This is a genomic window from Microbacterium sp. RD1, assembly GCF_052220165.1.
GTDB lineage: Bacteria > Actinomycetota > Actinomycetes > Actinomycetales > Microbacteriaceae > Microbacterium.
Window position 1 is genome coordinate 324878 of the sequence record NZ_JBQPOL010000002.1, and the last position, 17444, is coordinate 342321.

Below are 17444 nucleotides of genomic sequence, written 5' to 3' on the forward strand. Positions count from 1 at the left end.
AACCCGCGGATTTGGCAGCCGATTCACGCAAATGGCGGGGGGGGTTTAGGAGACGAACGGCGACAGCTCGGCCGCCAGCCGCTCACCGACGTGCGCGTGCAGGTATGTGCCGTCGGCACGGTGCTCCTGCGCGAGGATGAGGCCGGACTCGTGCGCGGCCGACACGAGATCGCCCCGGTCGTACGGCACGACCGCGCGCACCTCGACGGCGGGCAGCGGGAGCGCCTCCTCGATCGCCGCGCGCAGCTCCTCGATCCCCTCGCCCGTGCGGCTGGAGGCGAACAGCGCCGTCGGCTCGAGGCCGCGCAGCACCAGTCGCGTGTCGGGGTCGATGAGGTCGGCCTTGTGGAAGACCACGAGCTCGCGCGTCGAGCGCGCGCCGACGTCACCCATCACATCGCGCACCGTCGCCAGCTGCGCGGCGGGGTCGGGATGCGACCCGTCCACGACGTGCACGATGACGTCCGCCCCGGCGACCTCTTCCAGCGTCGACCGGAACGCCTCGACGAGCTGATGGGGGAGGTTGCGCACGAAGCCGACAGTGTCGGTGAGCGTGTACACGCGACCGTCCGCGGTCAGCGAGCGGCGCACGGTGGCATCCAGCGTGGCGAACAGGGCGTTCTCCACGAGGACGCCCGCGCGCGTCAGGCGGTTGAGCAGACTCGACTTCCCCGCGTTCGTGTATCCGGCGATCGCGACGGCGGGGATCGTGTTCCGCTTGCGCTCGGCGCGCTTGGCATCACGGGCAGGTGCGAAATCACGGATCTGACGACGCAGCTGCGCCATGCGCGTGCGGATGCGACGGCGGTCGAGTTCGATCTTCGTCTCACCCGGGCCGCGCGAGCCCATGCCGGCCCCGCCCGCACCGACCTGGCCACCGGCCTGCCGGCTCATCGAGTCACCCCAGCCGCGCAGCCGCGGGAGGAGGTATTCGAGCTGGGCCAGCTCGACCTGGGCCTTGCCCTCGCGGCTCTTGGCGTGCTGACTGAAGATGTCGAGGATCACGGTGGTGCGGTCGATGACCTTCACCTTGACGACGTCCTCGAGTGCGCGCCGCTGGCTCGGAGCGAGTTCGGTGTCGGCGATGACGGTGTCGGCGCCGACGGCTGCGACGATGTCGCGCAGCTCCTGCGCCTTGCCGCGCCCGACGTAGGTGGCGGGGTCGGGGTGCGGGCGACGCTGCAGCACGCCGTCGAGCACGACGGCGCCCGCGGTCTCCGCGAGGGCGGCGAGCTCGCGGAGCGAGTTCTCGGCGTCTTCCTGCTCGCCCTGCGGGTGCACGCCCACGAGGACGACGTTCTCCAGCCGCAGCTGCCGATACTCGACCTCGGTGACGTCTTCGAGCTCTGTCGAGAGACCCGCCACGCGTCGGAGAGCGGCTCGTTCCTCACGATCCCACTGCTCGCCGTCGGTGTCGCCGTAGGCGACGGTGGTCTCGTCCTGCAGCGCCTGGGCGGCGCCGAAGACGCGAACCCCTGACCGCGCATCGGCGCGCGCGAGCACGCGGTCCACCGGGTCGACCGGGGATCCGGGGATGCTCGGGGCAGAGGTGTTCTGCCCGTCCTGGGGGGTGGTGTGTTCCGTCATTCGTTCCTTTCGTGATGCCGCCCGGGCGCACCCGGCCGCGGCATCCTTGCACTTTAGCCCTCCCCTGCGAAGGATGTCCTCCGCTACGCTTCCGGCATGGGGAGCGACCACTACTTCAGCGCGTCGCCATCAAGTCCCGCGCAACTGCGCCGCATCCGTGTCACGCTCGCTGGTCGCGACCGCGACGTGACGACGGCGTCGGGGGTCTTCAGTCCCGACAGACTCGACGCCGGCACCGCGGTCCTGCTGTCCAACACACCCCCGCCGCCGTCGGGGGGCCACTTCCTCGATCTCGGCTGCGGTTGGGGACCGATCACGCTGTCTCTCGCGCTGGACGCCCCGCGCGCCACCGTGTGGGCCGTGGATGTCAACGAGCGCGCCCTCGACCTCGTGCGACGCAACGCGGAGGAGTTCGGGCTCTCCAATGTCAACGCCGTGCGCCCCGAGGATGTTCCCGACGACGTCTCTTTTCGCACCATCCGGTCGAACCCGCCCATCCGCGTCGGCAAGAACGAGTTGCACGGGATGCTCGAGCGCTGGATCCCGCGGCTGGACGAGCGCAGCGACGCATGGCTGGTCGTGCAGCGCAACCTCGGATCGGACTCCCTTCAGCGCTGGCTCGCCGCCACGTTCCCCCGCGGCTTCAGCGTGCACCGCGCGGCAACCGGCCGCGGCTATCGCGTGTTGAAGGTCCGCCGACACGGGGCGGCCGAGACCGGAACGATCGCCGTCCCCTGACGCGCGGCGTGCCGCGGTTCAGGCGAGCGCGACCTCGCCGGTGTAGACGAGGCTCGCCGGTCCCGACAACAGCACCGACTCCCCCGACACTCGCACGCCCAGGCGCCCGCCGGGGACGTCGACGATCCACCGATCGGGGGCAGCCGCGCCTGCCCAGTGGCGCACCGCGAGGGCTGCGGCGGCCACACCGGTGCCGCAGCTGAGCGTCTCCCCCACGCCGCGCTCGAACACCCGCATCCGGATCGCGCCGACGCCGTCGCGGACGAGCGGGTCTTCGGGCACGACGAACTCGACGTTGGCCCCCGCGCGCGGCGCGGGATCGAGCAGAGGCTGGTAGGCCAGGTCGAGGTCGGCCAACTCGGAGACGGATGACAGCGCCACGACGACGTGCGGATTCCCGACATCGACCCCGACTCCGGGGCGCGCGACCGGCAGTCCGCGGGCGCGGACGAGCGTCTCGTCGGGAGCGATGGCGAACGGGCCGAGATCGACTTCGAACCCGTCGTCGGAGCGCGTCAGGCGCTTCACGCCCGCTCGCGTGCCGATCGAGAGTCCGTCGTCGATGCCGGCCAGCCCCGTCTCGAGCAGGTAGCGGGCGAAGACGCGTGTGCCGTTGCCGCACATCTCGGCTTTCGACCCGTCGGCGTTGCGGTAGTCCATGAACCACTCGGCCCCGGATGCGGCGGCCGCTGCCCCCTCGTCGATGGCGGTCGAGCGGACAACGCGCAGCATGCCGTCGGCACCGATGCCGAAGTGCCTGTCGCAGAGCGCGGCGACCTGGTCGTCGGTGAGGTCGAGCTCGCCGTCGGGGTCGGCGATCAGCACGAAGTCGTTGCCGGTGCCGTGGCCTTTGGTGAACGGGACGGTGCGCGGCATCCGCCCAGTCTACGGCGCCGTCGCGACCCGATCCCCGCCCTGCGAACCGGTGCGCTCAGCCCGGGAGCCGCGCGAGGTCGGCGGCCGAGGAGGCCCGGGCATCCACCCACGTGACACCGTCGTAACGGCGGAACCACGACACCTGTCGCCGCGCGTACCGGCGGGTGAGCGCCTGCGTCTGTGCGATCGCCTCGGCCTCGGTGACGTGACCGTGAAGCTGATCGAGCGCCTGTGCGTAGCCGATAGCGCGTCGCGCGGTGACGCCCTCCTCCAGCCCGCGTGCGCGCAGTGCAGCGGCCTCGGCGACGAGACCATCCGCCCACATGGTCTCGACCCGGGCGTCCAGGAGCGGCACGAGCTCGCGTCGTTCGATGACCGCCCCGATCATCGTCGTCCGCGGATGCCACCGCTGCGGCCGCTCGGGGAGCGCGGCGCGGTGCGTCGCGGCGCCCTGAGCGATCACCTCCAGCGCGCGCACGATGCGTCGCCCGTTCTTCGGATCGACGCGCGCCGCGGTCTCGGGATCGAGCCGTTCCAGCCGCCCGTAGAGCATCCCGGGGCCGTGCTGTGCAAGCTCGTCCTCGAGTCCGGCCCGCACGGCCGGGTCGCGCGGCGGGAAACGGAAGTCGTGCACGACGCTCGAGACATAGAGGCCGGAGCCGCCCACGAGGACCGCGTCGGCGCCGCGCGCGTGGATCGCCGTGATCGCTTCGCGCGCGGCGACCTGATAGTCGGCGACGGCGGCCTCGTCCGTCACCGCGAGCACGTCGAAGAGGTGATGCGCGATGCCCCGGCGCTCGGCGACGGGGACTTTCGCGGTGCCGATGTCCATGCCGCGATACATCTGCATGGCGTCGGCGTTGACGATCTCCGCTGGCCTGCCCGTGGCGATCAGCGTCTCCGCGAGGTCGAGCGAGAGGCGGGTCTTCCCGGTGCCCGTCGCCCCGACGATGACCCAGAGGCGCGCTGCGCTCACCCGAGACGAAGGGTCGGCAGCCCCAACGAGATCGAGCGGGGTGCGCCGGACTCGCCGACGGGCGCCGGCACCGCGCAGGAGTCGGCCTGCGCACGATCCCAGGCGTCCCCCGCGCGCGTGCGGCGGATGCGCAGCGCTCCGCCGTCGACGCTGTCGGCCAGGAGGTGGAAGGGAGCGGCGTGCGTGATCACGGCGGTCACCACGTCGCCCGGCCGCGGCGTCGGCGAGCCTTCCGGCACCTTCACATGCACGAGCCGGTTGTCCTCGGCGCGACCGGTCAGGCGCCGCGTCGCGGCATCCTTCTTGCCCTCGCCGCTGGAGACGAGCACGTGCACCTCGCGGCCCAGCTGACGCTGATTCTCTTCGAGACTGATGCGCTCTTGGAGCGCCAGGAGGCGCTCGTAGCGCTCCTGCACGATGTGCTTGGGGACCTGGTCCGGCATCGTCGCCGCCGGCGTGCCCTCCCGGATCGAGTACTGGAAGGTGAACGCGCTCGAGAACCGCGACGCCTCGACCACGCGCAGCGTGTCCTCGAAGTCCTCGTCGGTCTCGCCGGGGAACCCGACGATGATGTCGGTGGTGATGGCGGCGTGCGGGATGCGCTCGCGCACGCGGTCGAGGATGCCGAGGAACCGCTCGCTGCGGTACGACCGCCGCATCGCCTTGAGCACCCGGTCGCTCCCCGATTGCAGGGGCATATGCAGGGACGGCATCACCGCGGGCGTCTCGGCCATGGCGGCGATGACATCGTCGGTGAAGGCGGCCGGGTGGGGGCTCGTGAACCGGATGCGCTCCAACCCGTCGATCTCACCGGCGGCGCGCAGCAACTTGCCGAACGCCTGCCGGTCGCCGAACTCGACGCCGTACGAGTTGACGTTCTGACCGAGGAGGGTCACCTCGATCGCGCCGTCGTCCACGAGCAGCTTGATCTCACTGAGGATGTCGCCGGGGCGCCGGTCCTTCTCCTTGCCGCGCAGGCTCGGGACGATGCAGAACGTGCAGGTGTTGTTGCACCCCACGGAGATCGACACCCAGCCGCTCGAGGCGGAGTCGCGCTTGGTCGGGAGGGTCGACGGGAACACCTCGAGGGCCTCGAGGATCTCCAGCTCCGCCTCACCGTTGTGACGTGCGCGCTCGAGCATCCCGGGAAGGGATCCCATGTTGTGCGTGCCGAAGACGACGTCGACCCACGGCGCCTTGGTCAGCACCGTGTCCTTGTCCATCTGGGCCAGGCACCCGCCGACGGCGATCTGCATCCCCTCGCGGGCGTCCTTGCGGGACTTGAGGTGACCGAGCGTTCCGTACAGCTTGCCGGCGGCGTTGTCGCGCACGGCGCACGTGTTGATCACGACGACGTCGGCCTCGCTGCCGAGCTCCGCGCGCACGTAGCCCGCGCTCTCGAGCGAACCCGACAGCCGCTCGGAATCGTGCACGTTCATCTGACAGCCGAAGGTGCGCACCTCGTAGGTGCGACGCCGACCGTCGGCCGCGACGGCGGCGAGGGACGGCGCGATGGTCCGCGGCGATTCGGAGAGCAGAGTCATGATGCGTGCCATTCTACGTTCGCGTTCCCGCGCGGCGGTTCAGTCGAAACGCACGCCTCGGGGTCGCACGCGGGACTCTTCCAGGGCCTGCCTCGCCACGGACAGTGCCCTCGACCCGAACCCGCGGCGAGCCAGCTGACCCGCCAAACGGCGCAGAGCGACGTCGTGGTCGAGATCGGACAGCTGCGGCGCCTTCGCCCGCGCGAACTCCAGCGCGCGATCGACCTCGTCGTCCGGCAGCTCGTCGAGCGCGGCGTCGACGACGTCGCGCGGGATGCCGCGCTGCGCCAGTGTCTGGGCGATCGCCGAGCGACCCTGCGACTTGCGGGACAGCGCCTTGTCGATCAGCTGCTCGGCGAGGGCACGGTCATCGAGGTAGCCGAGCCCGACGAACCGGTCGAGGACCGCCTCGACCTGACCGGGCGCCAGATCGGCCTCCGCCAGGGCAGAGCGCGCTTCGCGCAACGACAACGAGCGCGTGCGGAGCTTGCGCAGCAGCGTCTTCTCCGCCGCGGCGATCAGATCGCTCGGCTCGGGGACCTCCTGCGGAGTGTCGGCGACCCAGGTGGCGTGCCAGCCAGGCACCTCGCCCTCATCCTGCGGCGGGGAGGCGGCGCCGAAGAGCGGGATCACGGGGGCGAGCGCGTCGCGCTCGCCCCCGTTGTGCGAGCTCATCTCAGGCGGGGCGGCGAGCGGCCAGCTCGTCATCCACGGCCACCGCAGCCTGCGGAGCGCCGATACCCAGCTTGTTCTTGATCTGGGTCTCGACCTCGGCGGCGACGTCGGCGTTCTTGAGGAGGAACGTCCGGGCATTCTCCTTGCCCTGGCCGAGCTGCTCGCCCTCGTACGTGTACCACGCTCCGGACTTCTTCACGATGCCGTGCTCGACGCCGAAGTCGATGAGGCTGCCTTCGCGCGAGATGCCGGTGCCGTACAGGATGTCGAACTCGGCCTGCTTGAAGGGCGGCGCCATCTTGTTCTTGACGACCTTGACGCGCGTCCGGTTGCCAACTGCGTCGGAGCCGTCCTTGAGCGTCTCGATACGCCGGATGTCCAGACGCACCGACGCGTAGAACTTCAGCGCCTTACCGCCGGCGGTCGTCTCGGGTGAACCGAAGAACACCCCGATCTTCTCGCGCAGCTGGTTGATGAAGATGGCCGTGGTCTTGGTCTGGTTCAGGCCACCGGTGAGCTTGCGCAGCGCCTGCGACATGAGGCGCGCCTGCAGACCGACGTGCGAGTCGCCCATCTCTCCCTTGATCTCGGCCTCGGGGACGAGGGCGGCGACGGAGTCGATGACCACGAGGTCGATCGCACCCGATCGGATCAGCATGTCGGCGATCTCGAGCGCCTGCTCACCCGTATCGGGCTGCGAGACCAGCAGCGCGTCGATGTCGACGCCCAGCTTCGCCGCGTAGTTCGGATCGAGCGCGTGCTCGGCGTCGATGAACGCCGCGATGCCGCCCGCGCGCTGCGCGTTCGCGATGGCGTGCAGAGTGAGCGTCGTCTTACCCGACGACTCCGGTCCGTAGATCTCGATGATGCGGCCGCGGGGCAGCCCGCCGATGCCGAGGGCGCTGTCGAGGGCGATGGAACCGGTGGGGATGACTTCGACCGGGGCGCGTTCGTCGCTGCCCAGCCGCATGACCGAGCCCTTCCCGAACTGCCGGTCGATCTGGGCGAGGGCCGACTCGAGGGCCTTCTCGCGCTCTGCGGGTGATGGCATGGCATGCTCCTTCAGCTGCACGGTTCCGTCGCCTGTAGGCTGTCGCGCTCCCCTCCGGCGGAGGGGATGCTGCGACAAGGCGTGAGGTGCTTTCCGACGCTTTCCACGGTAGGGAGGGCCTCCGACATTGCGGGGGAACCCGTCGGTCCCGTGGAGAGGACGCCATCGACACCTGCTGTGCAGGAGCCTACGTGGTTCTCGAACGAACGTTCGAAGACACGCCGAGTGAGTGGCGCCGTGTTGTGGAGCCCGTCGAAGAGTCGAGAATGCGCCGGCGCGTCGTCAGCGCCGCTTCGGCTCCACGCGCCCGACGCCGTAGCGCCGCGAGGCGGGCACATCCGTGGCAGCGCACAACGCGAGCCAGACGTCACGAGGCGGGGTGCCTGCCGCCAGCGCGTCGGCGGGAGTGCGACCGCCGAGCTCCGACAGCACCAGATCGCTGATCAGCGACGATCCTCGCGCTCCGAACTCATCCGCGACGGCGCGATCGAACTCCGATCGGCGCACCGTCAGTGAAGGGACAGCTCGGGTTCGACGGAGGCGACGAGGTCGTCGGGGACGACATCGGGGAACGTCTGCAGCCCCTCGAGAACCGAGATGCGGTCACCCACCTCGCGCATAATCGTGGAGATGGGGACGTCGAGGGCTTCGGCCACGGAGGCGAGGATCTCGCTCGACGCTTCCTTCTGTCCGCGCTCGACCTCGCTGAGGTAACCGAGCGCCACGCTCGCGCGGCCCGCCACCTGACGGAGGGTGCGACCCTTCTGCTGACGCAGGTCACGAAGGACTTCGCCGATCTCTTGACGTACCAGGATCATTTCGGGCCCCTCCTCACGCTTCCTCCGCCGTTCGCCGGGTGCACAACGGTACAACACCGACTGCTGCCAATCTAATCCCGCGCGCTGGGGAAAGGGTGGGAATCGCCGAATGTAACGGACACGAAACACCGGCTCTTCGGCCTCGGGTCGGGCGGTCAGAGAGCGACAAGCGCCCGCCTCACCGCGATCCGCGCGGCCTCCGAGCGGATCGCGTCCCGATCGCCGCTGAGGACCACCGAGTCGACCCTGGTGCCCAGCGGCGTCGACACGGCGATGTGCACGGTGCCGACCGGCTGCCCGTCGGGCGAGTCAGGGCCGGCGATGCCGGTGGTGGCGATGCCGATCTCCGCCGGTCGATCCTCCGCGCCGAGGACGTCGCGCACGCCCCTGGCCATCTGCCGCGCCACGCGCGGATGGACGGCGCCGTGCGCCTCCAGCAGTGCGGCGTCGACGCCGAGCACGCGGCGTTTGACGTCGGTGGCGTACGCCACGATCCCGCCGCGCACCACCCGGGAGGCGCCGGGGACGGCGATGAGCGACGCGACGACGAGGCCGCCGGTGAGGGATTCGGCGACGGCGAGGGTCCATCCCAGTTCGCCGACACGCTCGATGAGGTGCGCGGCGCTCTCCTGCGGGTCGCTGGCGAGCGTCTCCTCCAGATCGTCGGGCAACCCGTCGATCATGCGGCGCTCTTGCTTCGAGCGGCGCGGACCTCGGTGACGACGTAGTCGATCCCGCTGGCGATCGTGAGGAGGACCGCTGCCGTCATGGTGACGACGTTCACCCACCACACCGCGCCGTCCCAGACCGGGCTGTCCACGAGCGACGCCAGCGGGGCGAGGGCGAGAGAGAGCGCCACGGCCTGCGCCACGGTCTTGAGCTTGCCCATCCAGGCCGCGGCCAACACGTGATCGCTCACGACGACGAAGCGGTAGACGGTGATCCCGATCTCGCGGACGAGCACGACGATCGTCACCCACCAGGGCAGCTCGCCGAGGATCGACAGCCCCACGAAGGCCACACCGGTGAGGGCCTTGTCGGCGATCGGATCGAGGAGCTTGCCGAGATCGGTGACGATCTCGTATCGGCGTGCGAGGTAGCCGTCGACGCCGTCGGTGGCGATCGCCACGATGAACAGCACCGCCGCCCACCAGCGCAGCGGACCGTCGGTCCCGGCATCGGCGAGCAGCATCCACAGGAACACCGGCGCGCACAGGATGCGGACGATCGTGATGGCATTGGGCAGCTGCCGCGGTACCGCCATCAGTCACGCCCCGTCAGCTGCCACGCATCCTCGCCGCCCTCGTCGTCCTCCACCACGGGCAGGCCGGCGAACTGGGCATCGACGGGGTCGCCCTCGTAGCGGTCGTCGGCGGGAACGTCCTCGCCGCGCAGACGCGCGAGCACGGCGGGCAGCTGCTCGGCCGTGACCAGCACGTCGCGCGCCTTGGACCCCTCCGAGGGGCCGACGATCTCGCGCGATTCCAGCAGGTCCATGAGCCGGCCCGCCTTGGCGAAGCCGACGCGGAGCTTGCGCTGCAGCATCGACGTCGACCCGAACTGGGTGGACACGACGAGCTCGGCCGCCGCGAGCAGGAGCTCGAGATCGTCGCCGATGTCGGCGTCGATCTCCTTCTTCTCCGCGGCGGCGGCCACGTCGGAGCGGTACTCCGGGCGTGCCTGCTGCGTGACGTGGGCGACGACCTTCTCGATCTCGGCCTCGCTCACCCATGCGCCCTGGACGCGCAGCGCCTTGGACGAGCCCATCGGCAGGAAGAGCCCGTCGCCCTGGCCGATGAGGCGGTCGGCGCCGGGCTGATCGAGGATGACGCGGGAGTCGGTGACGCTCGTGACCGCGAAGGCGAGGCGCGAGGGCACATTGGCCTTGATGAGACCCGTCACGACGTCGACGGACGGCCGCTGCGTCGCGAGCACCAGGTGGATGCCGCTGGCCCGGGCGAGCTGTGTGATGCGGACGATCGAGTCCTCGACATCGCGGGGCGCCACCATCATGAGGTCGGCGAGCTCGTCGACCACCACCAGCAGGTACGGATAGGGCTTGAGGACCCGCTCGCTGCCGGCAGGCAGCTGGATCTCTCCGGCCACGACGGCTTTGTTGAAGTCGTCGATGTGGCGGAAGCCGAACGACGCGAGGTCGTCGTACCGCATGTCCATCTCCTTCACGACCCACTGGAGCGCCTCGGCGGCCTTCTTGGGGTTCGTGATGATGGGCGTGATGAGGTGCGGCACGCCGGCGTACGCCGTGAGCTCCACGCGCTTCGGGTCGACGAGCACCATCCGCACCTCGGAGGGTTTGGCACGCATCAGCAAACTCGTGATCATCGAGTTCACGAAGCTCGACTTCCCGGAGCCGGTCGAACCGGCCACGAGGAGGTGGGGCATTTTGGCGAGGTTGGCCACGACGTACCCGCCGCCGACGTCCTTGCCGACGCCGATGGTCATCGGATGCACCGACGACGTCGCCGCCTGGGAGCGCAGCACGTCGCCGAGCGTCACGATCTCGCGGTCGGTGTTGGGGATCTCGACGCCGATCGCGCTCTTGCCGGGGATCGGGGCGAGGATCCGCACCTCGTTGGAGGCGACGGCGTAGGCGATGTTGTTCGTCAGCGCCGTGATGCGTTCGACCTTGACGCCGGGGCCGAGGGCGATCTCGTACTGCGTGACGGTCGGGCCTCGGGAGAATCCGGTGACCCGGGCGTCGACGCTGAACTGCGACAGGACGCTCTCGATCGCCGCGACGACCGCATCGTTCGCCGCCGAGCGCTCCTTGTGGGGGGTTCCCGCGGCGAGGGCGTTCACGGACGGGAGCCGGTAGTTCGCCGCCGGCGGGAGCCCTTGCCCGTCTCCCCCGAGACCGGAGATCCCGGGCAGCTCGTCGTCGCCGGCGTCGGGCGCGTCGTCGCGCAGCGCGGTGCCACCACGGGCCGCTCCGGCAAGGGCCGCGGGGTCGAAGACCTCGGTCAGGGCGTCGGGGGCGGGCACCGGCGGCGGAGGCGGAGGGGTGGGGGTCGCGAACACCTGCTCGAACCCGCCCTCGGTCGTGCCGGGCGAGAGCAGCTCGGTGAGGTCCTGGGACCCGAGGCTGCCGTCGGCCTCCTCCTCACGGCCGGACTTGTTGCGCCGCCACCACGGCAGCGAGGGCTCCGCGTCGTCCGTGATCGCCGCATCCGCGTCGCCGGCTCCTGCGGGACGCTCGGCGCGCTCCATGCCGAACATCCAGTCGTACAGGTCGCCCAGGCGCCGGCCGATGCGGTTGGGCGGGGTCTTGGTGAGGATGAGGATGCTGAGGACCGCGACGAGCGCGAGGACGACACCGCCACCCACGGGCGTGAGAAGCGTCGCGAGCGGCTCGCCCACCATCCAGCCGAACAAACCGCCGGCGGTGCTCAGCTCCGGAAGACCGGCGCTGGGCTGCGGTCGCCCGCCGAGGACGTGGCAGAACCCCGCGACGGCGATCACGAACAGCGCGAACCCGATGCCGATCCGGCCGTTGTCGTGCACGGAGGCGGGATGGCGGAAGAGCCAGCCGGCCAGCAGCAGCAGAAGGACGGGGAAGACGAACGCCTCACGCCCGATGAGCCCTCCCACCGAGTAGGCGCTGATGTTCGCCGCGACGTCGGTGCCGATGAGGAACCACTCCACGACGGCCCCGGCGACGGCGAGCAGGACGAGCAGGAACGGGAAGCCGTCGCGACGCTGATCCTTCTCGAGCGTCTCGGGGCCGAAGGCGCGGAAGACGCCGCCGGCGGCGTGGGCGAGCCCCAGCCAGGCGCGGGCGATCACGGGCGGCTTCTCGGGCTCGCCGACGTACCGCTTGGGCGCGGGAGCCGGCTTGCGCGCGGAGCCCTTCGACGACGCGCGCCCGCTCGTGGACGTGGAAGTGCGGGGCATGCCTTCAACGGTATGCCGCCTCGCCGACGTTTCCGCGGATTGACGCGGGGCTCTCAGCGGAGGCGCTTGACCATGATGTCGCGGCCGATGCCGCTCTGGGTCACCGCGAAGCCCTCGGAGCGGTACAGCGTCGCGGCGAAATTGCCCCGCTCGACGCTCAGGCTGAGCCGGCCGAAGCCGGAGGCTCGCGCCGTGTCGCACAGCTCCTGGAGCAGCTGCCGGCCCACGCCGTGAGAGCGCCAGATGGGGCGGACGCCGATCGTGAGCTCGGGAACGCCGGTTCCCACGTATCCGAAGCCCGGATCGGTGCGCGGGAACATCCGGTACCAGGCCGCGCCGACCGCTTCGCCGCTCTCGATCGTCGCGACCGCTCCGGCGTCGCCGGGACGCATCCAGCCGGCGACGTACCTCTGGTAATCGGCGCCCGCCATCACCTCGTGACGCGGGCGCGCGGCGCCGGGGCGCCAGTTGGCCGCCTCGACGGCCATATCGGCGAGGAACGCCCCATCGGCCTGCGTGGCCGCGCGGACGAGGATCGCCGGCATGGCTACGCCTCGATCACCAGCGGGACGATCATCGGCCGACGGCGCAGGGTCTGGTTGACCCAGCGGCCGATCGTGCGCCGCACGATCTGGCTCAGCGCGTGGCTGTCGCGCACCCCCGACTGGGCGGCTTCGGCGAGCGCGGCGGCGATCTTCGGCTTGACGCTCTCGAAGACGCCGGCGTCCTCGGCGAAGCCCCGGGCGTGGACCTCCGGCCCGGTGATGACGCGTCCGGTGGCGGAATCCACCACGACGATGACGGAGATGAAGCCCTCTTCGCCGAGGATCCGTCGGTCCTTGAGGTCGGCCTCGGTGATCTCACCGACCGACGACCCGTCGACGTAGACGAACCCGAGGTCGAGTTTGCCGACGACCTCGGCGACGCCGTCGCGGAGGTCGACCACCGTGCCGTTCTCCCCGAGGATCGTCCGCTCGGCGGGGATGCCGGTGTCCTGCGCGAGGCGGGCGTTGGCCATGAGGTGACGATATTCGCCGTGGACGGGCAGGACGTTGCGCGGCTGGAGGATGTTGTAGCAGTACAGCAGCTCCCCCGCGGCGGCGTGCCCCGAGACGTGCACCTTGGCGTTGCCCTTGTGCACGACTGTCGCCCCGAGCTTGGTGAGGCCGTCGATGACGCGGTAGACGGCGTTCTCGTTGCCGGGGATGAGGCTCGAAGCCAGGATGACGGTGTCGCCGGGGCCCGGTTCGATCTCGTGGTCGTTGTTCGCCATCCGGGAGAGCACAGCCATCGGCTCGCCCTGCGACCCGGTGGACATGTAGACGATGCGGTCCTCGGGGAGGTCGCGCGCCTTCTTGTAGTCGATGAGCACGCCCGCGGGAACCTGGAGGTACCCCAGCTCCTCGGCGATGGTCATGTTCCGCACCATGCTGCGTCCGAGGAGAGCCACGCGGCGACCGTGCGCGTGCGCGGCGTCGAGCACCTGCTGCACGCGGTGCACGTGGCTGGAGAAGCTCGCCACGATGACACGTCGCGGTGCAGCGCCGATCACCTGCTCCAGAACCGGCCCGATGCTGCGCTCGGTGGGCGTGAATCCGGGGACGTCGGCGTTCGTCGAGTCGACGAGGAAGAGGTCGACCCCCTCCTCCCCCAGCCGGGCGAAGGCGCGCAGATCGGTGATGCGACCGTCCAACGGCAGCTGGTCCATCTTGAAGTCGCCGGTGGCCAGGGCCATGCCGGCAGGCGTGCGGATCGCCACGGCGAGCGCATCCGGGATGGAGTGGTTCACCGCGATGAACTCGAGATCGAACGGACCGAGTTTCTCGCGCTGCCCCTCGGCCACCGTGAGCGTGAACGGCCGGATGCGGTGCTCCTTGAGCTTGGCCTCCACCAGCGCGAGCGTGAGGCCCGAGCCCAGAAGCGGGATGTCGCTCTTGAGCTTGAGCAGATACGGCACGGCGCCGATGTGGTCCTCGTGCCCGTGGGTGAGGACGACACCGACGATGTCGTCGAGCCGATGCTTGATTGGCTCGAAGTCGGGCAGGATCAGGTCGACGCCGGGCTGGTGCTCCTCGGGGAACAGCACGCCGCAGTCGACGACGAGGAGCTTGCCGTCGTACTCGAAGACTGTCATGTTGCGGCCGACTTCGCCGAGGCCTCCCAGTGGAGTCACCCGGAGGGTGTTCGCGGGGAGCTCGGGCGGGTCGTAGACCAGGGTGGACATTCAAGCCTCCTCGGGATGCCGGAGCATCCGCGTAATCCCTCGCGAGCGCGAGGGTGATGTCAACGTGTGGTGCCGTGCACCTTCGGCAACGCTCCGCCTGCGGCAGCGTTGCGGTCGGGGCGGAAGTTGGAGAAGTCGGCGCCGGGGACCTCGGAGACGAGGGCGAGCTCGTCTTCGATGATCGCTGCTTCCCACTCCTCCGGACCGACCAGCGGAAGGCGCACGCGGGGGCTCGCGATGCGCCCCAGGCCGTGCAGGATGTACTTCGCCGCGACCGTGCCCGGCACGTGGGTCATGACCGCGCGCACGAGCGGCTCAACGCGCTGGTGCGCGGCGGTGGCGGCGGCGAGGTCGCCGCGGTTCACGGCATCCACGATCGTGCGGTACGGCGTCGCGGTGACGTTCGCGGTGACGCCGATGAGCCCGGTCGCCCCGATCGACAGGTGCGGCAGGACGTTCGCGTCGTCGCCGGAGAAATACATCAGGTCGGTCTGGTTGAGCACGCGGCTGACCTCGCTGAAGTCGCCCTTGGCGTCTTTGATCGCGAGGATGTTGGGGTGCTTCGCGAGGCGCAGGATCGTCTCGTACCTGATGGGGACGCCGGTGCGGCCGGGGATGTCGTAGAGGATCACCGGGAGGTCGGTGGCATCGGCCACCAGGCGGAAGTGGGTGAGGATCCCCGCCTGCGTGGGCTTGTTGTAGTACGGCGTGACGATCATGATGCCGTCTGCTCCGGCCTTCTCGCTGGCCTTGTACAGCTCGATCGCGTGCGCGGTCTCGTTGGAGCCGCCGCCGGTGATGATCTTCGCCCGGCCGGCCGCGACGTCCTTGCCGACCTCGACGAGGCGGAGCTTCTCGGGGTCGGTGAGGGTGCTGGTCTCGCCGGTGGTGCCGGTGACGACGATGCCGTCCGCTCCCGCGACGATGACATCGTCGATGTGCTTCTCGACGCCGGCCCAGTCGACCTCGCCGTCGGCCGTCATCGGAGTGACGAGCGCGACGAGCACCTGACCGAAGGGATTGCCGGAGTGCGTCATGGTTCCAGGTTATCGGTCGGAGGCAGCGCCCCGGGGCCCGGCCGAGGTCAGCGGCGCTCGCGGCCGCACCTGTGACCGAAAGACTGGCGACAGCGACGAATCGCCGCCGTGACTCCGGTCGCTCGGGGTGCCGGCTCGCGCGGCAGTCTTTTCGGAGGCCAATTCAGAAACCGGCGCGCACGCGACGGCCGAGATCCGATTCATGCAGGCCCCGACTGACGGCGGCCAGGATCGCGGCTTCGACGACCTCCCACTCGTGAAGGATCATCGCGGCGTCGAATCGCAGTGTCACGAACCCGTGGGACATCGCCACAGCATCGCGGATCAGGTCGCGGTGACGGCCATCGCCACCGTGAGTCTGGCCGTCCGCCTCGATGAGAAGACAGTCCCCCACCCCGAGATCCACGACCCCCACGCCCGGGACGGCGATCTGCGTGGCGCAATCGATCCCCCGCAGGTGAAGGCGCAGGCGTATCAGGGATTCCAGTCCGCTGTCGGCGTCGTCTCGAGCGAAATCGACGAGCCAGCGCAGCGGGTGCGGCACGCCTTCCCGGATGAGGCGCCGATCGGCGGCCGACAGCATCCGCTGGCGAAGGGCGGATTCCAGAGCGCAGAAGAACGGCTCACCGCCTCGGCACCACGCGATCTGTACGAGGCAGTGCGCAATACCCACGGTGACGAGATCGCTGTCAGAGCACGCCGCATCGCGGTGCCATGTGCATCCGCATTCGTCGTCGCCGGTGCGGTGGCGCTCGGGATCCGCCCACACGTGGGCGGGAGCATCCGCCCCGTCGTCGAGAGTCCACAATCCGAAGCGTCGTGCCGCGGTCACGCACGCGACCTTGCCGCGATGCGACACCGCCTCCCGGACGGCGGCGGGGGTATCGGGCAGTCCGTACACGCCCTGGCGGAGTCGCAGCAGCTGCCCGGAGGCTACGGCGTCTCTGAGCGCCGCCTTCGACAGACCGCTCGACATCAGCGTCGAGGTGCGGGCCACACCGCCGGCACCACGGCAGGCATCGACGGGACGGGGCGGCATGTCGCCACGCTGGTCCTCCTCGGCGGCCGGGGGCGCACATTCCCATAGATCTGTGGAGGACAGCGACCCCGGGCGGCCTGGGGAGGAACGGTTTCGATCCCGAAACACCGGTTTCTCGTCCGACACCCGACCCACACGGGTCGTGCCCCGGCGGGTCGCCCTCCGGCCAGTCTTTGGGAGAACGGATCGTGTCAGCGACCGCGCTCGGCGGCGCGGACCACCACGGAATCCGGCAGCACCCGCGACAGCGCGGCGAGCGCCTTGTAGCGCGCCGAGGGGATCGAGACGGAGCGGCCGCGGGCGAGGTCGCGCAGCGACTCGCGCACGACGAAGGGCGCATCGAGCCACATCCCGTCGGGGATGCCCTCCTGCCCGGGCGGCATGCCGAGCCGCTCGTGGAAGTTGGTGTGCACGAAGCCGGGGCACACGGCCGTGACGTTCACGCCGCGATCGCGATACTTCACGTTCGCCCAGCGGCTGAAGCTCACGAGCCACCCCTTGACGGCGCCGTAGGTCCCCCGTGGCATCAGCCCCGCGACGGATGCGACGTTCAGGATCTTGCCGCTCCCCCGCGCCAGCATGCCGGGAAGAGCGGCGTGGGCGAGTCGCATCGGGACCTCGACGTGGAGCTGTAGGTGTCGCACCTCGTCTTCGATGTCGTTGCGCTCGAAGGCCAGCGGTAGGCCGTAACCGGCGTTGTTCACAAGCAGGTCGACGGGACGTTCCGAGGTCAGCCGCGCGACCACCCGCTCCCGCTGCCGCGGCTGCAGGAGATCGGCGGCGAGCACCTCCGCCGTCACGCCCGTGTCGCGCCGGATCGACGCCGCCAGGCTCTCGAGCGCTCCCCGATCGCGCGCCACCAGGACCACGTCCATTCCGCGCCCCGCCAGCTGCCGCGCGTACTCGGCGCCCAGACCCGAGCTCGCTCCGGTGATCAATGCCGTCCGCGTCATGGCGTCAGCCTAGA

17 protein-coding genes are annotated in these 17444 nt (G+C 70.3%); 1 reads left to right on the forward strand and 16 read right to left on the reverse strand.

The features are described 5' to 3' along the window. Positions 1-45: 45 nt before the first annotated feature. Positions 46-1587, reverse strand: coding sequence for a GTPase HflX (hflX, locus tag ACTU3I_RS10470; RefSeq protein WP_442925627.1), 1542 nt, complete (start codon positions 1585-1587; stop codon positions 46-48). A gap of 96 nt (positions 1588-1683) precedes the next feature. Here hflX and ACTU3I_RS10475 point away from each other — a divergent pair, with 96 nt between their 5' ends. Then, positions 1684-2325 (forward strand): class I SAM-dependent methyltransferase, encoded by a 642-nt coding sequence (locus tag ACTU3I_RS10475; protein ID WP_442925628.1) that lies wholly within the window; start codon positions 1684-1686, stop codon positions 2323-2325. Positions 2326-2343: 18 nt separating this feature from the next. Here ACTU3I_RS10475 and dapF read toward each other — a convergent pair whose 3' ends face one another. The 15 genes from dapF to ACTU3I_RS10550 all read right to left on the reverse strand — a co-directional run bounded on the left by dapF (position 2344) and on the right by ACTU3I_RS10550 (position 17430). Continuing rightward, on the reverse strand, positions 2344-3201 hold the full coding sequence (gene dapF / locus ACTU3I_RS10480; RefSeq protein WP_442925629.1) for a diaminopimelate epimerase: 858 nt from the start codon (positions 3199-3201) through the stop codon (positions 2344-2346). Positions 3202-3256: 55 nt separating this feature from the next. After that, positions 3257-4177 carry a tRNA (adenosine(37)-N6)-dimethylallyltransferase MiaA gene (gene miaA, locus ACTU3I_RS10485; protein WP_442925630.1) on the reverse strand — a complete coding sequence of 307 codons (921 nt, stop codon included), beginning with the start codon at positions 4175-4177 and terminating at the stop codon, positions 3257-3259. Further along, entirely contained in the window at positions 4174-5721 is a 1548-nt protein-coding gene (miaB, locus tag ACTU3I_RS10490) for a tRNA (N6-isopentenyl adenosine(37)-C2)-methylthiotransferase MiaB (protein WP_442925631.1), read from the reverse strand. Before miaB ends, miaA begins: the two co-directional genes overlap by 4 nt. A 39-nt stretch (positions 5722-5760) precedes the next feature. Continuing rightward, complete coding sequence (locus ACTU3I_RS10495; RefSeq protein ID WP_442925632.1) at positions 5761-6429, reverse strand: regulatory protein RecX; 669 nt, start codon at positions 6427-6429, stop codon at positions 5761-5763. After that, the gene (gene recA, locus ACTU3I_RS10500) at positions 6398-7447 is read right to left on the reverse strand and encodes a recombinase RecA (protein ID WP_442925633.1); all 1050 of its coding nucleotides are present in this window, start codon (positions 7445-7447) and stop codon (positions 6398-6400) included. Before recA ends, ACTU3I_RS10495 begins: the two co-directional genes overlap by 32 nt. 282 nt (positions 7448-7729) lie before the next feature. Next, complete coding sequence (locus ACTU3I_RS10505; protein ID WP_442925634.1) at positions 7730-7954, reverse strand: DUF3046 domain-containing protein; 225 nt, start codon at positions 7952-7954, stop codon at positions 7730-7732. A 2-nt stretch (positions 7955-7956) separates the two neighbouring features. Beyond that, positions 7957-8265 (reverse strand): helix-turn-helix domain-containing protein, encoded by a 309-nt coding sequence (locus ACTU3I_RS10510; RefSeq protein ID WP_442925635.1) that lies wholly within the window; start codon positions 8263-8265, stop codon positions 7957-7959. Positions 8266-8420: 155 nt separating this feature from the next. Beyond that, positions 8421-8948, reverse strand: a complete 528-nt coding sequence (locus ACTU3I_RS10515; RefSeq protein ID WP_442925636.1) for a CinA family protein — start codon at positions 8946-8948, stop codon at positions 8421-8423. Further along, positions 8945-9529: a CDP-diacylglycerol--glycerol-3-phosphate 3-phosphatidyltransferase gene (gene pgsA, locus ACTU3I_RS10520; protein ID WP_442925637.1), complete on the reverse strand. Its 585-nt coding sequence runs from the start codon at positions 9527-9529 to the stop codon at positions 8945-8947. The genes ACTU3I_RS10515 and pgsA overlap by 4 nt, the downstream gene beginning before the upstream one ends. Continuing rightward, positions 9529-12177 carry a DNA translocase FtsK 4TM domain-containing protein gene (locus ACTU3I_RS10525; protein ID WP_442925638.1) on the reverse strand — a complete coding sequence of 883 codons (2649 nt, stop codon included), beginning with the start codon at positions 12175-12177 and terminating at the stop codon, positions 9529-9531. Before ACTU3I_RS10525 ends, pgsA begins: the two co-directional genes overlap by 1 nt. 53 nt (positions 12178-12230) lie before the next feature. Continuing rightward, positions 12231-12722 (reverse strand): GNAT family N-acetyltransferase, encoded by a 492-nt coding sequence (locus ACTU3I_RS10530; protein WP_442925639.1) that lies wholly within the window; start codon positions 12720-12722, stop codon positions 12231-12233. Positions 12723-12724: 2 nt separating this feature from the next. Further along, positions 12725-14401: a ribonuclease J gene (locus tag ACTU3I_RS10535; RefSeq protein ID WP_442925640.1), complete on the reverse strand. Its 1677-nt coding sequence runs from the start codon at positions 14399-14401 to the stop codon at positions 12725-12727. A gap of 59 nt (positions 14402-14460) precedes the next feature. After that, entirely contained in the window at positions 14461-15438 is a 978-nt protein-coding gene (dapA, locus tag ACTU3I_RS10540) for a 4-hydroxy-tetrahydrodipicolinate synthase (RefSeq protein ID WP_442925641.1), read from the reverse strand. Positions 15439-15601: 163 nt separating this feature from the next. Continuing rightward, complete coding sequence (locus tag ACTU3I_RS10545; RefSeq protein ID WP_442925642.1) at positions 15602-16477, reverse strand: type IV toxin-antitoxin system AbiEi family antitoxin domain-containing protein; 876 nt, start codon at positions 16475-16477, stop codon at positions 15602-15604. Between the two features lie 191 nt (positions 16478-16668). Next, positions 16669-17430, reverse strand: a complete 762-nt coding sequence (locus tag ACTU3I_RS10550) for an SDR family NAD(P)-dependent oxidoreductase (protein WP_442925643.1) — start codon at positions 17428-17430, stop codon at positions 16669-16671. Positions 17431-17444: the final 14 nt, after the last annotated feature.

Bases quoted from the DNA above. Each gene is read 5' to 3' on its own strand.
- hflX (WP_442925627.1), bottom strand. From the start codon at position 1,587: ATGACGGAACACACCACCCCCCAGGACGGGCAGAACACCTCTGCCCCG.
- ACTU3I_RS10475 (WP_442925628.1), top strand. From the start codon at position 1,684: ATGGGGAGCGACCACTACTTCAGCGCGTCGCCATCAAGTCCCGCGCAA.
- dapF (WP_442925629.1), bottom strand. From the start codon at position 3,201: ATGCCGCGCACCGTCCCGTTCACCAAAGGCCACGGCACCGGCAACGAC.
- miaB (WP_442925631.1), bottom strand. From the start codon at position 5,721: ATGACTCTGCTCTCCGAATCGCCGCGGACCATCGCGCCGTCCCTCGCC.
- ACTU3I_RS10495 (WP_442925632.1), bottom strand. From the start codon at position 6,429: ATGACGAGCTGGCCGCTCGCCGCCCCGCCTGAGATGAGCTCGCACAAC.
- recA (WP_442925633.1), bottom strand. From the start codon at position 7,447: ATGCCATCACCCGCAGAGCGCGAGAAGGCCCTCGAGTCGGCCCTCGCC.
- ACTU3I_RS10510 (WP_442925635.1), bottom strand. From the start codon at position 8,265: ATGATCCTGGTACGTCAAGAGATCGGCGAAGTCCTTCGTGACCTGCGT.
- ACTU3I_RS10515 (WP_442925636.1), bottom strand. From the start codon at position 8,948: ATGATCGACGGGTTGCCCGACGATCTGGAGGAGACGCTCGCCAGCGAC.
- pgsA (WP_442925637.1), bottom strand. From the start codon at position 9,529: ATGGCGGTACCGCGGCAGCTGCCCAATGCCATCACGATCGTCCGCATC.
- ACTU3I_RS10525 (WP_442925638.1), bottom strand. From the start codon at position 12,177: ATGCCCCGCACTTCCACGTCCACGAGCGGGCGCGCGTCGTCGAAGGGC.
- ACTU3I_RS10530 (WP_442925639.1), bottom strand. From the start codon at position 12,722: ATGCCGGCGATCCTCGTCCGCGCGGCCACGCAGGCCGATGGGGCGTTC.
- ACTU3I_RS10535 (WP_442925640.1), bottom strand. From the start codon at position 14,401: ATGTCCACCCTGGTCTACGACCCGCCCGAGCTCCCCGCGAACACCCTC.
- dapA (WP_442925641.1), bottom strand. From the start codon at position 15,438: ATGACGCACTCCGGCAATCCCTTCGGTCAGGTGCTCGTCGCGCTCGTC.
- ACTU3I_RS10545 (WP_442925642.1), bottom strand. From the start codon at position 16,477: ATGCCGCCCCGTCCCGTCGATGCCTGCCGTGGTGCCGGCGGTGTGGCC.
- ACTU3I_RS10550 (WP_442925643.1), bottom strand. From the start codon at position 17,430: ATGACGCGGACGGCATTGATCACCGGAGCGAGCTCGGGTCTGGGCGCC.